We start from the raw sequence: 14,793 nt of genomic DNA on the forward strand, positions 1-14,793 counted from the left end.
TTCTCCCTTATTTCCCGATTCTTCGAAGATCACGTATATATTTTTCAGGATCCGTCACTTTCATTCTATGCTCTGTCGATACTGTCATTCCCTTTCTTCGGGAATAAGCATGAACTAAGATCATGTTTTCTTTCACCTGCACCTCCACAGCTGCATCCGGAAAGAGGATACATTTCCCATGTATCCTCTCCTGAAAAGCCCGGATCAGAATATCAGGACTGACACCATCTTTTTCTCTCGCCTTCGTACTCCCAACTACTGCAGTTTCATAAGCGCATGAAGAAATAATATTCTTGTCATGAAAATAAAATAATGCCAAAATGCTGACTGCTAATATCATCCCTATCACCGGCATCAGATATGCTGCCTCCACAGTCAGGCTTCCCTGATATTTCTTTTTTAATATTGACTTATCCTTTTTCCTGTCACTCATAAATACATTCACTGACCATAAATATAATAAAACCAAAAGTTACAAACGGCGTCATTGGAAGAGCTGCATGTCTGGACCATCTTTTCTTTACAAGGCACACTGCGGCCGCCCCTGCCATCAGCCCCCATGCCACGATCAGCACTTCAAGAACAGCCCAGATTCCCAGATAGACACCAAGCGCTGCCAAAAGCCAACCGTCTCCATATCCCACCGCCTGATCTGTCACATAGGCAATTCCCAGCAAGATGCCTCCGACTGCCGCTCCTGCCGCACAAATATACCAGGGATTTTCCGATACGGTCAGTCCATATCCTATTGCCAGTATACTTCCCAACATCAGGACAAATCCGGAAATTTTCCTGAATAATATATCATACACAGAAATTCCTGTCAGAACCCCTAAACATATCAGGTTTTCCACATTAAGTTCCTGAATGATTTTTGTTATCCGCATTTTGAACAAGCTCCTTTCCCCGCCGCCTCTGACAGCGGTACTGCATAAATTGTTCTTTTCAGACCGCTGCAGCTTAAAGATGAATGATAGCGATTTCCATAATCTGTAATATACACTTCTTCCCCCGGCTGGCGGCCTGTACACCGTTCACAGGGATAATATTTCCCCTGGCTTTTATTTCTAAGAGCATCTACCTCATTGGACGGTACTGTTTTGATCGACAGCTCCAGATAGGTACAGTGATAGTCTTTGTGGTAGACCATCCCTGTCTCTGTAATATAAACAACGGTTTCATCCCTATGTAAAAATCCTGTTTTCTCGTATCCTATCCATCCTTTTAATCTGCAGGACTCTTCCATCGGTACTGTAATTTGTCCAAAGAATCGCACCGGAAGAAACACTCTGTAATTTACCCGGATCTCCATAAGTCCTGTCACCGGAGACATGTAGGATTTTTCACAGCGTATTCCCTGACTGCCACCTTCTATAATACTTTGCTCCAGCCGCTCTTCTCCAATTGACTCAATCACCGTTTTTTCAATCTCTCCCGGAATGAGAACCGGCTTCATATATGCTTCTCTGGCTGCCATCTTCCCCGCCGACTGCATTCCACTTCGTATGCTTGTCCGCACTGACATTACTTCCATCATATAGCAAAGCGCAATAATTGCCAGAAAAAACATAGGAACAGCCAGCGCTGCCTCTATTGTTATACTTCCGGAAACACAGAAAGGCGCCCTTTTGTTCAACAAACAATGATGACGATGTGAGATATTTTGATTAAAGAACATGGTTGTATCCGTGAAAGCCATTTTGCACCTCTCTTTCCATAGTAAATAATTCCTTCAAAAGGACGCCTTTCCATGTTTCCGGCTTCTCTTTTGTCTGGCTATATAGGTAAATCTCTGAAATTCAGCAATATATAAAATCTAGTTATATCCGAAATAGGTAGCAAAGCGGTAATTGATCCCTCTGCGAAGTTTGCAAACAGATTCAAACTCTATTTTTGTGATACAGTAATCTGCCCGAAACCAGGTAAATCCCTTCTCTGTTCTCAATTTCTGCTCCATCAGATTCAGGCTGCGCCGGGCTGTCTGCCCGGTGTTTTGCAGGAAAAGTAAGATTCTTATATAATCGGTATAATCCAATCCTTTTTCTGAATCTTGTCCGCTGTTCCATTCTCCCTCTTCTCCCAGCCGGGACAGGGCGGACAACTGAAGCTGCCAGCTTTGCCGATCTTTCGTTAAAGGTACTTTTCTTCCGTCCAGCAAAGCTCTTATATCCACCACGCTCTCTCCAAAGGCCCAGGCAAACAGAAGCGCCTGCATAACTGCCTCCGTAATTGCCGGGACAGCCAGCAATGTGCACAAAGTAAGCGCCATCGCTCTTGCTTCCGCTTTCTTTGCACTGTCGCTTTGCAGATAAATATAATTAGGAACTACTCGGATAGCCAGGAGCCGCTGTACAACATATTCCAGATTTTCTCTGTCGCTGCCTTTTCCGCCAAGTATGTATTCCAATTCATACTCCAGCGCACTTGCTGATGCCCCGGTATCACTCTCCTTTTTTGAAACTGCCGATTTGAAGTGCTCTAAAAGATATACTCCCAGCGCCAGAGAAGAAGCGCCTGTCCCATCTGAAACATCCTGGAAGTCTCCATATCCTTCTTCCAGGCTTCTGTGAAATACCATGGAAGAAAGTTCGACACTTTTCGCTGATACTGTTTTTTCCTTCGGCATAACAAGGTTTAAAAGCGGAGAATTTTTCAGCCCGGAAACTGTATTTAAAGGATTATCTTCTGTCGGCAGCTGCTGTTCATTTTCCTTCAGCAAATCTTCCAGTGTCTGATTTTGATTTTCTTCCTCTTTCTGGAACTTCTTTGCCTCTTCGCTCTGGCTTTTCCAACTTTGCGCCTCTCCCAGCAGCCCATCCAGCTTATCCAAACCGTATTTATGCTTTACCCACTGATTCACCTGTTCAAGAAAAGGTGCTCCTCCTCGGTCCGTGATAATTTCCATTCTTTTTATACTGTGCTCCATATTTCCCGCACCATAATAGGAAAGCCGATCCATGATCCTATCCTTAGAATAGCTGCCACTTTCATAACTTCCTTCCAGAACAAACAGATCAAATTCTTCCAGCATCTCTTTCTGATACTCTGCAAACACCGATTCCACCGCCCGGTTCATATCCGCTCTTCTGTAGTTTTTCGCGCTTTGTATAGAAACGCTTTCCATCAAAGAACCTGCAAAGGAAATCAGCAAAATAAAAATCAATGCTAAAAAAGCAGTCATTTCTCCCCGCAGGTTCTCCAACGTTTCAGATTCCTGCACTTTCACTTGTAATTTTCTGAAATATAGTCTGGACCAGGCTGGTAAGCTGGGACTTAAAAATAATGACAAGCCCAATCAGCACAACTAAAATTAAAATCACTTCCACTACGCCAATTCCCTTTTTTTCTTTCATCAAATGCATAAAATAATGTAGTCTCCACATATGTTCTCCTTCCTTATAAACTCTACAATTGAATGGACAAAAAGGCCGGAACAATAATGATGATCATAACAACCGCCAGCATAAAAGACATGGGAAGAAGAAGTTTTGTCCCCGCTTCTTCGCCTAATCTTTTTGCCAATGCTTTCCTCTCTTCAAAAGCATGAATCCCTTCCAGACGCAGCATATCTGCCAGCCCCTTCGTCCCTTTCCTCAAGTTCTGGGACAGCAGCGTCCCTAATTTCATATATGCCTGCAGCCCGCACCTGCTTCCAAACTGCTCGTAACACTCTCTTTCCGGTACTCCGCTGCACATTTCATTCCAGGCCGCCTCCATCTCCTCATAGGCGTACCTTTTCTTTCCCTTTATCTTCTTTTTCTTATATTCATCTATAATCTTTTTCCATGCGCTTTTTGTACTCATCCCGGCGCTTAAAAGCAGATTAAGCTGGCTTACAATCCGGGGATAATCCTGCATCATCTGCCTGTCTCTGTCATCTTGTTCTTTTTTCCTGTTTTGTCTGTCCAGGAAAAACAGAAGTACTGCCACCACAATCCCCATAATCAACACAGTTAATCCCCGGAAGTCCATAGGATAGTAATACGAAATTTCCTTTCCATTTACTTTTTCAGGTAATTTTATTGTTTCTTTTGTCTTATTTTTCGTATCTATTCTCGAGATTTCTGTTTTAATGTCCGCGATTAGATTTTCTGTCTTTGTTTTCACTGGAGGATACACGCGAACTGTCATCTCATGCATAGCCTGCTTAGTCTCATCTTCTGTATAAGTCAGGCATGCCTTTAACTGTACCAGGATCCCCGTTTCGCCCTTTTGTTCCAATTCTTCAACCGTCTCCTCATGAAGTTTCCCATTGATGTCCATGATATCGTAACGGTCCAGCTCCCACTCTACTTTTACAGGCTCATCCGGAATACTTGTAACCAGATTAAGATCCGTCTGCACCTTTTCCGCACTTTCATTTTCTGCCAATGCCAGTCTTTCTATCTGCTCTGCCGCTCGACGGAACACCTCCTGAATTTCTCCGGCTGTATACTGCCTTTCCATTATCTCAATCTCGATTGGTTCTTCTATTTTTTGACCGTCTGCCGAAATCTCCAGCTGCTTTTTTACCGTTCCTTCTCCATAGGAATTTCTTGAAATCGTTTTCTGCGAAACAATGGATTTTCTAATATCGCTTGCAAGAAGAACCGCTACCAGGATTCCGGTTATCACCAACACCGCTACCATTAAATTTCTATATTTACAATTCTTTGTCCAAAATAGTAGGCTCCGGCGTATATCATCAGACATATACTCATCACTCCTACTCCTAAAACATTTCCGTATAAGATTTCCATAAATTCCGGAAAACTGATTTTCATATATCCGATAATTCCAAAGGGAATCGCTGACATTACTTTAAATTCATACTTTTTAGCAGCGATCAGTGTTTCGATTTCTCTTTCCACTTCGATTTTGTCCCTGATCTGCCCAATAGAATCTCTGATAATAGACAGAAGATCCCCTCCGCTTCTTTTTGCTGTCACAAAAACATTTACAAAATTCTGCAGGTCTTCCTGCTTTACCCGGTCCGCCCACTCCTCCAAAATCTGTTCCGTAGGAATTTGAACAAAAATCTGGCGGATCATATAGGTAAACTCTCTTTGGATTGCCGTTTGTCCATTATAAAGTATATCAAGATCTTTTTTTGTTTCTTTTATAGCGTTCTCCAAGGAATACCCTACATTCAGCGAAGCCAGCATCAAGCGGATCGCCTCCTGAAACTGCTGCCGAAATTCTCTTTCCTTTTGTTGTACACATTCCTGTTCCCAAATCTTCATATATCCGACTATCGCCGGCGTCAGAAGAAAAAACGCCCATATAGATTCGTAATACAAGTATGCGATCAGCCCCAAAAGAGCCGCTGCTTTTGTAAATGCCACAACATATTCATATTTCCTGATATCCTGCTGAAAATAATTTTTCTTTGTGGAATAACTCAGCAGCTTTTTTCCAGCTTCCCTTAACCATTTCCCCCGGTTTTCCTCCTTCTGTTTCCTCAAATTCATAGAGTGGTCTTGTTTTAATCTGAGCCTCCTCATAATTCAGAACCTCTACCACCTCCAGTATTTTCCTGCTTTTATCACGCAGTCTGCCAATGTGTATAATGATATCTATAGCCGACGCAATCTGTCTTTGAACAGCTGCCAGAGGAATGTCCATTCCCATAATCACCATGGTTTCCAGTCTTTGAAGCATGTCCTTTGGACTGTCCGAATGTCCGGTGCTAAGGCTTCCTTTATGACCGGTAGACATTGCCTGTATCATGTCAATTGTCTCCGGTCCTCTGACCTCCCCTACAATAATCCGGTCCGGCCGCATCCGAAGAGCCGAGCGTATCAAACTGCGTATGGTGATTTCTCCGGTTCCTTCTGCATTTGGATTTCTTGCTTCCAGCCTTACCAGATTTGGAACCCCCTGGATCTGCAGCTCTGCGTTGTCTTCGATCGTAATGATTCTTTCATCCTTAGGAATAAATTGCGACAGTGCATTCAACAACGTCGTTTTTCCAGAACCTGTCCCGCCGCTTATGAAAATATTGTATCCCGATACTACCAGCATTTTTAAAAATTCAGCCAACTCTTCACTTAGAGCACCAAGTCTGATCAGTTCCTTCATAGTAATCTGCTCCTGTGGAAATTTTCTGATGGTTACAATGGGACCGTTAAGAGCCACGGGATAAAGTACGACATTTACCCTGGATCCGTCAGCCAGCCTGGCATCCACGATGGGGGAAGCCTCATTGACCATGCGATTTGCTCCCGACACAATTTGCTGCACCACATCTTCTAACCGGGTTCTGGATGGAAATCTTTTATCTGTCAGATAAAGTTTTCCTCTTTTTTCCACAAAAATATTTTGCGTTCCATTAATCATAATTTCCGTAATTTCTTCGTCTTCAATAAAGTCCTGCAATACATCCAATTTTCGAAAAACATTGAATAATTCTCTTCCCAGGCTTACCTTTTTCTGCAGCGGAATATATTCCATCTCGCTTTCCTCTGCAAGCACGCGGAATATCAGCCCCGTCAGCTCATCATCTTCGATTTCCTTTGATAGATCGAGCCTTTTCATAATTTTTTCCTGCAGCTGTTCTTCTGAAATCACATCGAACCACCCTCTCTGCTGTTTCACTGCTTCCCGACTGAAGCAGCATTCGCTCAAACTGACGGATTTTGGAAGCAGCAGACCGGTCATCTGAGACAGGCATGTATATTTCGTCGCAGACATTTAAAATTTTTACAATCCCCTGTATGCTCTCGCCTATGTCCAATATCAGCACATCATAAATGCTTCCTGTCAGAATTTCCTCAAAAAGCCATATCCACTCATCTGCTGAAATTTCTTTAAGATCATCCGGAATCTGAACCGGCGGAATATAGTCTACTCCTTCACACTGGCAGATCAATCCAGCCAATATCAGTCCCAGATTCCTCGTTTCCTGTTTCAGATAATACAGAAGTACAGATAAATTTTTCTGCGTTTCGTCCGGAAAGTATCCGTCTATGCCCGCGTAAGTTTCAAGATTCAGATACAATACGTTTTCCTTTTTCGATAACTCCCTGCTCATTTCCAACGCCATCGCTGTCTGTCCGAGACGGCGGACAGGAGAATAAAATCCTATGATCCTGCCTTCCTTGTCTTTTCGTATCTTCAGAATATCCTCCTGCTTTTCTTTCGCGCATATTTGCAGAAGCTCTGTAAAAATATTTTCCGCCGGCTGATATTTAAAAACTGACGGACAGGAATCGGCACAGATTTCCCTTTTTTCCGATGACAGAAGAATAAGCTTGCCCGAAGTTTTTACCACTTCATCCGGGTATGGTTCATAAAACTCTTCCGCCAGCATGAGAAAATCGATGGTACCTTTTTCCAGGATCGGCTGTATCTGCTGGGGACAACTGCATGTTTTCACTTGAAAGGCAAGTTCCCTTTTCCCGCTGAAATAGACAGCCAGCCTGGCAGCGTATTCTGAATCCGGATCACAGATGACCAAGTTTTTGCTGCTCACAAGTTCCCTCCTGTTACTAAAAAAATAACTCCATATTCAGTTTTGCTTGCGTTTTTGAATTTCTTAACCGAATGGCATAAGAACTCCAGAAACAATTCAGACGTTCAACAAGATTCAATCAGATACAAGTTATGACAACTTGTAGAATGTATTATATCCCTGTCTTCCATAAATGTCCATAGCTTTTCGAAAGATATGTAAACTTTGTGAGATTTCTACAAAACTTTATAGAGAACAATACCATAAAGCAACGCAACCCCAGGAATACCAAGGATTCCGGATGTCAAAAACGAAACCCCGTTCATCCCTACTGACGCTTCAATTCCCCTGCTGTCAAGAAAATAGTTTACAAAGAAAATAATTGCCATTCCTATTAATGCTCTGATAAAAAAATTAAAAATTATTCCTGGTTTTTCTTCCGACATATTTTTTCCTGCTTTTCCTCTTTTTCCATATATATCCTTCCTGACGGTATTTTATTCTACCTTTCTGGCTATACTAGGAATAAAGAGGAAAAAGCCATGGAGGTGACCGCCGCAATGAAACTATTTCAACGGGGAAAAGCAGCTGAAGAGGATATTTATAGAAGACTGTCTTTCGACAAAGATAATTTTGATATTGCAGAAGAGATCGCTCTTGCCAGACAGGAAATTGAAGATGCCTACAATAACTTCCAGAATGCTTCTGATCCTGATCTTATCGACTGTTACATTTACAGGGGAAACGCCGCATGGAAGCGGTATAGCTTTCTCCTCCGGCAGGCAAAATCAATTTTACCCAGGGTATAACGCAGTTTTACCCACCACTTAATGCAATTTGGGACGTAACACTTTTAAAGTTTGTTACGTCCCAAATTGCATTACAACTCTATTTCTATCTTTCTTCCCGTTCGCTTATACTGGTGATATTTCACTCCCGCCGCGTCGAACATTCTCTTTGATGCGGTCACAGACGGGGTCCCTTCATATTTATTGCAGTCATAGATCACTTCTTTTATCCCACTTTGTATGATCGCTTTTGCACATTCATTACAGGGAAACAGGGAAACGTACAATTTAGCGCCTTCCAGGCTGCCTCCTCTGTAATTTAATATCGCATTTAATTCGCTGTGCACAGTATAGACATATTTTGTATCAAGGGGATCGTCTCCCTCTCTGTCCCAGGGAAATTCATCGTCAGAACATCCGATCGGCAAGCCATTGTATCCCATGGAAAGAATCTTGTTATCCTGGCTTACGATACAGCACCCTACCTGTGTATTCGGATCTTTAGAACGCTGTCCGGATAAGATTGCCACTCCCATGAAATATTCATCCCAGCTTATATATCCTTCTCTTTTGCTTCCCATCTCGTCCTTCCCCCTTTGTGCTATTTTGTACCAAAAATGCGGTCGCCGGCATCTCCAAGCCCCGGTACAATGTATCCATGATCGTTCAAATGATCGTCCAGCGCGCCTATATAAAGATCTACATCCGGATGCTCCTTCTGCATTCTCGCCACTCCTTCCGGCGCTGCGATCACACAGAGGAAACGGATCTTCTTTACTCCTTTTGCTTTCAAAAGCTCAATAGCCGCGGAACAGGAGCCTCCGGTTGCCAGCATGGGATCTACAACAAAGACTTCTCTTTCATCGCAGTCTGCCGGGAGTTTGCAGTAATATTCCACCGGGTTCAATGTCTCCGGATCTCTGTATAATCCGATATGGCCCACCTTTGCCGCAGGTATGAGCTGAAGCATCCCTTCCACCATTCCCAGGCCTGCCCGAAGGATCGGTATGATCGCCAGCTTCTTTCCTTCCAGTTCTTTCGCCACGGTAGGACATATAGGCGTGGTAATCTCTACATCCTGCAGCTTCAGATCTCTCGTTGCTTCAAAACACATCAGCATCGCAATCTCACTGACAATAGCCCGAAAGTCCTTTGACCCCACCTCCTGCCGGCGGATAAAGCCGATTTTATGCTGGATCAGCGGGTGGTCCATTACATATACATTTGACATTTGTTTTTTCCTCCTGGTTTTATCTTATTTTCCCAGCGCCGATATACAAGGGATCGGCGCTTGTTACCTCAGCGGCAGTATCACTGCTGCTGCCCCTTTCTTAAATTTTGATCACACGATGTCCGGCTGCTTTCAAAAGCCGGTTCATCACAGCGCTTCCGATCCCTTCTGCATCAAAGGATTCACTGTAAATATAATCCGTACCATCAGCGTCAAATTCCCGAAGAATGCCGTAAAGATTTGCCGCCACTGTACTTTCGTCTTCTCTGGTTCCAATACATTTTATATTACTGCCTGAATATCTGTTTACTGTTTCTTCTGTGGCGATGATACCTGTTCTGTATCCCTGCTCCTCTTTTTCTCCCGCCATCTTTTGAATCGTACTTACAACAGATTCCAGCTCTCCTTCTATGACAGTCAATTCTGCCTTTGGCGCATAATGGCGGTATTTCATTCCCGGAGCCTTGGGAGGCGTTTTACTGTCTGCATCTAAGACAGCATGATCCACCAGGACCTGTCCGATTTCTTTTTCCAGCATTTCTTTTGTTACCGCACCGGGTCTTAAGATCATAGGCGGCTCCGAAGTCATATCTACAATCGTGGATTCCACCCCGATATGAACTGCTCCTCCATCCAGGATCATTTCTATTTTCCCGTTCAGATCATCCATCACATGTCCGGCGGTAGTGGGGCTTGGCCTTCCTGATGTATTGGCACTTGGGCCGGAAACATATCCGCCTCCGGCAAGGATCAGTGCTCTTGCAATCTCATCATCCGGCATACGAACAGCAACTGTCTCCAGCCCTCCCGTTGTTCCATAGGGCACAATAGAGGTTTTTTCAAAGATCATCGTAAGCGGTCCCGGCCAGAATTTTCGCGCCAGAGTCTCTGCCTTCTCCGGCACATGCTCTGCCACCTCATATAAATCTTCCAGCCTGGCAATGTGAACGATCAGAGGATTATCAGATGGTCTTCCCTTGGCCGCATAAGTCTTTGCTGCGGCTTTTTCATCCAAGGCGTTTGCCCCAAGACCGTATACTGTTTCCGTCGGAAAGGCAACCAGTCCTCCTTTTTTTAAAATACTGCCCGCTTCACGGATTATTTCCATATTCATTTGTTCTCGATTTATTCTTTCTACTTTTGTTTCCATGTTTTCCATTATAACATTATTTCCTGCTTTTTACTACCCTGCCGTCACTGCCCAGCTTTCTATCCCTTTGGCAATCGTTTTTGCCAGTTTCAACTGATATTCATCCTGGCTTAAAAGCTTTGTTTCCTCACTGTTGCTCAAAAATCCGCACTCCACAATAATGGTGGGAACTTCTGTTTTTTTCAGAAGATAGTATGTATCGTTCGCTTTTAACTCCCGCGTATTATCAGGAAATGCGGCAAGAAATTCCTCCTGCATTCTTTCCGCCGCCTCTTTTCCCTCCGCCGAATGAGTAAAATAGAAAATCTGAGACCCTTTTACTGTTTCATCGGGATAACTGTTCTGGTGAATGCTCACTGTCACTGCCGGTTCATTGCTGTTAATAAGTTCAATTCTGTTTTTCAGATCTTCTACTTTTTTATTAGAAGCATCTTCCGAACAGAGCATCTCGTCTTTCTCTCTTGTCATAATGACTTCCAGTCCATCCTTCTCCAGTATTTTCTTCACCTTCTTTGCTATGGCAAGATTCAGATCTTTTTCCAGGACATCCCCGACTCCCACCTTTCCCGGGTCTCTTCCTCCATGCCCCGGATCCAGCACAACCAGCTTATTGGCCTCTACCTTCTGTGCCGACGCATACCGGCTGACTTCTCTTCCTGCAAAGACAAGCCCTGCAAGAACAGCCAGCGCCAAAATAAACTCCAATCCTTTCCGCAAAAAAACATCTCCTGACAACACATATTTTATTTAATATATGTCTGTCAGGAGACGTTTATTAATTTACATATTTCAAAATCAGTTCCCAGACATCTGATTCTTCCTGACCCAGGCGCCACGCCGCTGTACCTGCCAGTTTATAATCCTTCATAAGCTGAAGTCTCGGCTCAAGAGACTGGGTATCTTCCAACCATACTTTATAGGTCGCTCCATCTGCTTCCCACTCCGCGTAATTCTGTTTGGTCGTGTCATCCCACTGTGCAGTGGCTCCTGCCTGCTGCACTACGGCTTTTGCTTCTGCCATGCTGTAAGCTGTGCTTTCTACTTTTGTAGTATACTGCTCCGCATCTGTTCCCTGGTCTGCTGCCAACTCCTCTTCTGTCTTAGGCGTTTCTTTCCATACTCTCGTAAAGAACGGCACCGCATTGATCACCTTCTCTGCCGGCACTTCCTTGAGCGTATTCTCAATACCTGCCTTTACAAAATCATAAGAAGCAACTGAGCCTGCCTCCGGGGAACCGCTGTAATGTTCATCATAGCCCATGATGACTACATAGTCGGCAACAACTCCCTGTTCTTCCCGATGATACTGCTGATTATAAGACTGCGGCACATAATTATCCACAGAAAGTACTATACCGTTTTTCCGGCACTGTACAGACAGCTCCCGGATAAACTGAATGTAATGTTCTCCGCACTCATCGGAAATTTTTTCAAAATCTACATTAATTCCATCCAGCCCTACTCTGAGTGCCTCTGACATGAGCTGGTTGATCAGATTTGTCCTGTTTGCAGTATGGCTTAATAATTCATAGGATTCTTCCGCGGAATTAATTCCGCCGTCGAAATCACGTATCGCCGCCCAGACTTCTATATCTGACTGATGTGCGTAATTCACATAGTCCGCTGTAGCAATGGATTCCAGGTTGCCGGATGTATCCGCCACATGGAACCAGGTAGGTGAAATAGTTGTCAGTCCTTTCGTACTGGCGATCATTTCCAGAACACTGCTGTTGGCATCGCTGTTTGTAACATTATGCCATGCCATGTTAATAGTATAATCCTTGGAAATATTGGTATATTCAGGCTCTTCAAATCCTCTGTCTATTTTCTGAGTCTCCTCATCGCGAAGCGCGCTTTTCTTTACATATCCAATAAATCCATCTTCCGTGCGGACTTTTTTCCAGTCGCCTTCGTCCTCAATATAAGTTACGATGTCATTTTTACTGATTTCTGTAAGTACCGGACTCTTTACTCCGCCCTGATAACGTACCTGCGTATCTTTCTTCGCCTCTGCTACCTTCACTTCCCCGGTCTCTGTCACTACAACCACTCGACTGGGGTCGTCATAGACTTCATATTCCATATCCGTATACTGTTTCACAAAATCCAGCGCAATGTAAGCTGTACTTCCTTCTGTCTTTAAAATGACGTAATCCCCGGTGTTTTTCTGTTTTGAAACCGTATAATCCGTGCTTCCCACATCTACCGATACCGTATCATTGGGCAGTGTATAAAGCAGAATGTTTTCGCTCGGATCCCAATAGAATCTCTGATTGATATAATCCCGGACAATGCTGTATTCTACGTAAGCTCTTCCATCCGATATCATTCCTTTTGGTTCAAGAATATCATTATTTACAACGATAGCGAGCTGGTCTTCACTTTCTATTCCATAATATCCGTTTAAATCCGCCTGTTCTTTTGAGGGTCCGTATCTTCTCCACAAAAAGACAGCTGCAATAATTCCCACTATCAGTATTATGAAAAAACCTACTTTCAGAATCAGGTTACGCTTTCTTCTCCGTCTTGACTGCGGCCGCCTTCTACGGCGCCTTCTGCGTCTTTGTTCCATGCTGCACCTCCCACATATACCTCATTATATCAACTTTTGTAGGTTCCGTCATTATTTATTTCGACATTTAAGAATATTTTTGTAACAGTTCAGCCACAGGGTTGCCACATGGCGCGGCTGGACTGTTCTCCGTTATTCCGCGAGGGGTGTCTGCGCTTTTTTACTTTTAAATACTCTGGTTAACATGATAGAAGTACAACGCTTTCAGATCTCCGTTTTCATTTAAAACATAATCTCTCATATATCCGGAATCTTCACTCACCATATGCGCCTGTACGATCTGTGTCGGGCTTGCCGGTTTTCCCTCCATTGCAATATATACTCCCCGTTTTTCATACATGTTCAGCTCACTGAACATTTCCTGAAATTCCTTTCTTTCTTCCGGCATCACAGCCTCCTTTTTCCTGCTGCAAAGAAACCTTTTCCTTCCGTCTGCATAAAATGGAATATAACTAAAACTTACATTCAGACATATCTCCTTATGGAAGTGCGTGATATATTAAAATATGTCTGATTACAGAAACAGCACTCGCTTCTTTCAACATTTTTCGAGCAGATCTTTTTCTTGTTGAAACATGTTTTTGAACTTTTTCTGATTAAATAAAACTTTCCTGTTGAATTGCGTCTGATCCGACTTGTTTGAAATATTGTTGATTGGTTACTAGATTTACATTGAGATTACCTGATCGTAAATAAAATCTGATTGACAGATCTATTCTAAGAATGTATGATTTGGGAATACTAATTTCTGTATTGGTATTATAGCACTTGTTTTTATGTTAACGCAAGCTTTTTTTATTTTTATTTTATTGAACTCTGATCATCCCATATGATATACTGTGAAAAAGGAAGTGATAATTATGAAGATTGAAAAGATCAACGATAATCAGATTCGCTGTACTCTTACACGTGCTGATTTAGCTGACAGGCAGCTTCAGTTAAGCGAACTTGCCTATGGAACTGAAAAGGCAAAATCACTTTTCCATGATATGATGCAACAAGCGGCATTTGAATTCGGTTTTGAAGCCGAGGATATTCCTCTTATGATAGAAGCGATTCCCGCTTCTTCCGATTCAATCGTGCTGATAATCACAAAAGTCGAAGATCCTGAGGAACTCGATACTAGATTTTCTAAATTTGCCCCTTCTCCGGGAGGAGAATGGGACTCCGTAAAGGAATCAGCCCTTGAAAAGCTGGAAGGCGCCGAGGAGCTTTTAAATCTCCTGGGAAAAGTTAAGGAAAGTGTTTCCTCCGTGTCGGAAACTTCCGATAAGAAGTCAGAAAAGGAGCGCTCTCTTTCCCTCCGGCTGTTTTCTTTTACCAATATGGATCAGGTGATTCATGCAGCTCATCTGCTGCAGTCAATATATTTCGGTTCCAACACATTGTATAAAGATCATAAAGCCGATATGTACATTCTTGCCCTGACACAGTCAGACCACACAACACGGGAATTTAACCGAATCTGCAATATGCTGTCCGAGTACGGAACTTTGGAAAAAGCTTCCAGCGCCTCCCTGGCATATCTGGAAGAGCATTGTGAGATTATACTGTCTGCGGATGCTGTACAGAATCTTTCACAGATTTAATCAAAGACTTAAAAATCAATAATGACAAAAA

At 43.2% G+C, this 14,793-nt stretch carries 18 protein-coding genes; 2 read left to right on the top strand and 16 right to left on the bottom strand.

Features of this window, described 5'->3' with window-relative positions; all coding sequences use genetic code 11:
• Window positions 1-7: 7 nt before the first annotated feature.
• From EUBC25_RS06700 to EUBC25_RS06745, 10 genes are all read right to left on the bottom strand, one after another.
• Window positions 8-433, bottom strand: a complete 426-nt coding sequence (locus EUBC25_RS06700; RefSeq protein ID WP_230107391.1) for a TadE family protein — start codon at window positions 431-433, stop codon at window positions 8-10.
• Complete coding sequence (locus tag EUBC25_RS06705) at window positions 426-887, bottom strand: prepilin peptidase (RefSeq protein WP_230107392.1); 462 nt, start codon at window positions 885-887, stop codon at window positions 426-428. Before EUBC25_RS06705 ends, EUBC25_RS06700 begins: the two co-directional genes overlap by 8 nt.
• The gene (locus tag EUBC25_RS06710) at window positions 878-1,699 is read right to left on the bottom strand and encodes a TadE/TadG family type IV pilus assembly protein (protein WP_230107393.1); all 822 of its coding nucleotides are present in this window, start codon (window positions 1,697-1,699) and stop codon (window positions 878-880) included. Before EUBC25_RS06710 ends, EUBC25_RS06705 begins: the two co-directional genes overlap by 10 nt.
• 117 nt (window positions 1,700-1,816) lie before the next feature.
• Complete coding sequence (locus tag EUBC25_RS06715) at window positions 1,817-3,181, bottom strand: DUF5702 domain-containing protein (protein WP_230107394.1); 1,365 nt, start codon at window positions 3,179-3,181, stop codon at window positions 1,817-1,819.
• A gap of 25 nt (window positions 3,182-3,206) precedes the next feature.
• Window positions 3,207-3,383, bottom strand: coding sequence for a Flp1 family type IVb pilin (locus EUBC25_RS06720; protein ID WP_230107395.1), 177 nt, complete (start codon window positions 3,381-3,383; stop codon window positions 3,207-3,209).
• Between the two features lie 22 nt (window positions 3,384-3,405).
• Window positions 3,406-4,692: a hypothetical protein gene (locus EUBC25_RS06725; protein ID WP_230107396.1), complete on the bottom strand. Its 1,287-nt coding sequence runs from the start codon at window positions 4,690-4,692 to the stop codon at window positions 3,406-3,408.
• Complete coding sequence (locus EUBC25_RS06730) at window positions 4,629-5,324, bottom strand: type II secretion system F family protein (protein ID WP_230107397.1); 696 nt, start codon at window positions 5,322-5,324, stop codon at window positions 4,629-4,631. The genes EUBC25_RS06725 and EUBC25_RS06730 overlap by 64 nt, the downstream gene beginning before the upstream one ends.
• Before the next feature lie 7 nt (window positions 5,325-5,331).
• Window positions 5,332-6,549: a CpaF family protein gene (locus EUBC25_RS06735; protein WP_230107398.1), complete on the bottom strand. Its 1,218-nt coding sequence runs from the start codon at window positions 6,547-6,549 to the stop codon at window positions 5,332-5,334.
• Window positions 6,479-7,453, bottom strand: coding sequence for a P-loop NTPase family protein (locus tag EUBC25_RS06740; RefSeq protein ID WP_230107399.1), 975 nt, complete (start codon window positions 7,451-7,453; stop codon window positions 6,479-6,481). The genes EUBC25_RS06735 and EUBC25_RS06740 overlap by 71 nt, the downstream gene beginning before the upstream one ends.
• Window positions 7,454-7,668: 215 nt before the next feature.
• On the bottom strand, window positions 7,669-7,878 hold the full coding sequence (locus EUBC25_RS06745) for a pro-sigmaK processing inhibitor BofA family protein (protein ID WP_230107400.1): 210 nt from the start codon (window positions 7,876-7,878) through the stop codon (window positions 7,669-7,671).
• Window positions 7,879-7,992: 114 nt separating this feature from the next.
• Here EUBC25_RS06745 and EUBC25_RS06750 point away from each other — a divergent pair, with 114 nt between their 5' ends.
• Window positions 7,993-8,241 carry a DUF2508 family protein gene (locus tag EUBC25_RS06750; RefSeq protein ID WP_230107401.1) on the top strand — a complete coding sequence of 83 codons (249 nt, stop codon included), beginning with the start codon at window positions 7,993-7,995 and terminating at the stop codon, window positions 8,239-8,241.
• Between the two features lie 71 nt (window positions 8,242-8,312).
• Here the strand turns inward: EUBC25_RS06750 and EUBC25_RS06755 are convergent, their stop codons facing one another.
• The 6 genes from EUBC25_RS06755 to EUBC25_RS06780 form a co-directional block, all read right to left on the bottom strand.
• On the bottom strand, window positions 8,313-8,801 hold the full coding sequence (locus tag EUBC25_RS06755; protein ID WP_230107402.1) for a deoxycytidylate deaminase: 489 nt from the start codon (window positions 8,799-8,801) through the stop codon (window positions 8,313-8,315).
• 20 nt (window positions 8,802-8,821) lie between these two features.
• Complete coding sequence (gene upp / locus EUBC25_RS06760; RefSeq protein ID WP_230107403.1) at window positions 8,822-9,451, bottom strand: uracil phosphoribosyltransferase; 630 nt, start codon at window positions 9,449-9,451, stop codon at window positions 8,822-8,824.
• Window positions 9,452-9,551: 100 nt separating this feature from the next.
• Window positions 9,552-10,610: an L-threonylcarbamoyladenylate synthase gene (locus EUBC25_RS06765; RefSeq protein ID WP_230107404.1), complete on the bottom strand. Its 1,059-nt coding sequence runs from the start codon at window positions 10,608-10,610 to the stop codon at window positions 9,552-9,554.
• Between the two features lie 24 nt (window positions 10,611-10,634).
• Window positions 10,635-11,318, bottom strand: coding sequence for an N-acetylmuramoyl-L-alanine amidase (locus EUBC25_RS06770; protein WP_230107405.1), 684 nt, complete (start codon window positions 11,316-11,318; stop codon window positions 10,635-10,637).
• A 58-nt stretch (window positions 11,319-11,376) separates the two neighbouring features.
• Entirely contained in the window at window positions 11,377-13,173 is a 1,797-nt protein-coding gene (locus EUBC25_RS06775; RefSeq protein WP_230107406.1) for a glycosyl hydrolase family 18 protein, read from the bottom strand.
• 166 nt (window positions 13,174-13,339) lie between these two features.
• On the bottom strand, window positions 13,340-13,561 hold the full coding sequence (locus EUBC25_RS06780; protein WP_230107407.1) for a hypothetical protein: 222 nt from the start codon (window positions 13,559-13,561) through the stop codon (window positions 13,340-13,342).
• A gap of 472 nt (window positions 13,562-14,033) precedes the next feature.
• On the opposite strand from EUBC25_RS06780, the gene EUBC25_RS06785 reads away from it, so the two are divergent.
• Window positions 14,034-14,762: an adaptor protein MecA gene (locus tag EUBC25_RS06785; RefSeq protein ID WP_230107408.1), complete on the top strand. Its 729-nt coding sequence runs from the start codon at window positions 14,034-14,036 to the stop codon at window positions 14,760-14,762.
• The last annotated feature ends 31 nt before the right edge of the window (window positions 14,763-14,793 follow it).

Origin of the sequence: Claveliimonas bilis, from assembly GCF_020892095.1 — a bacterium.
Taxonomy (GTDB): Bacteria; Bacillota; Clostridia; order Lachnospirales; family Lachnospiraceae; genus Claveliimonas; species Claveliimonas bilis.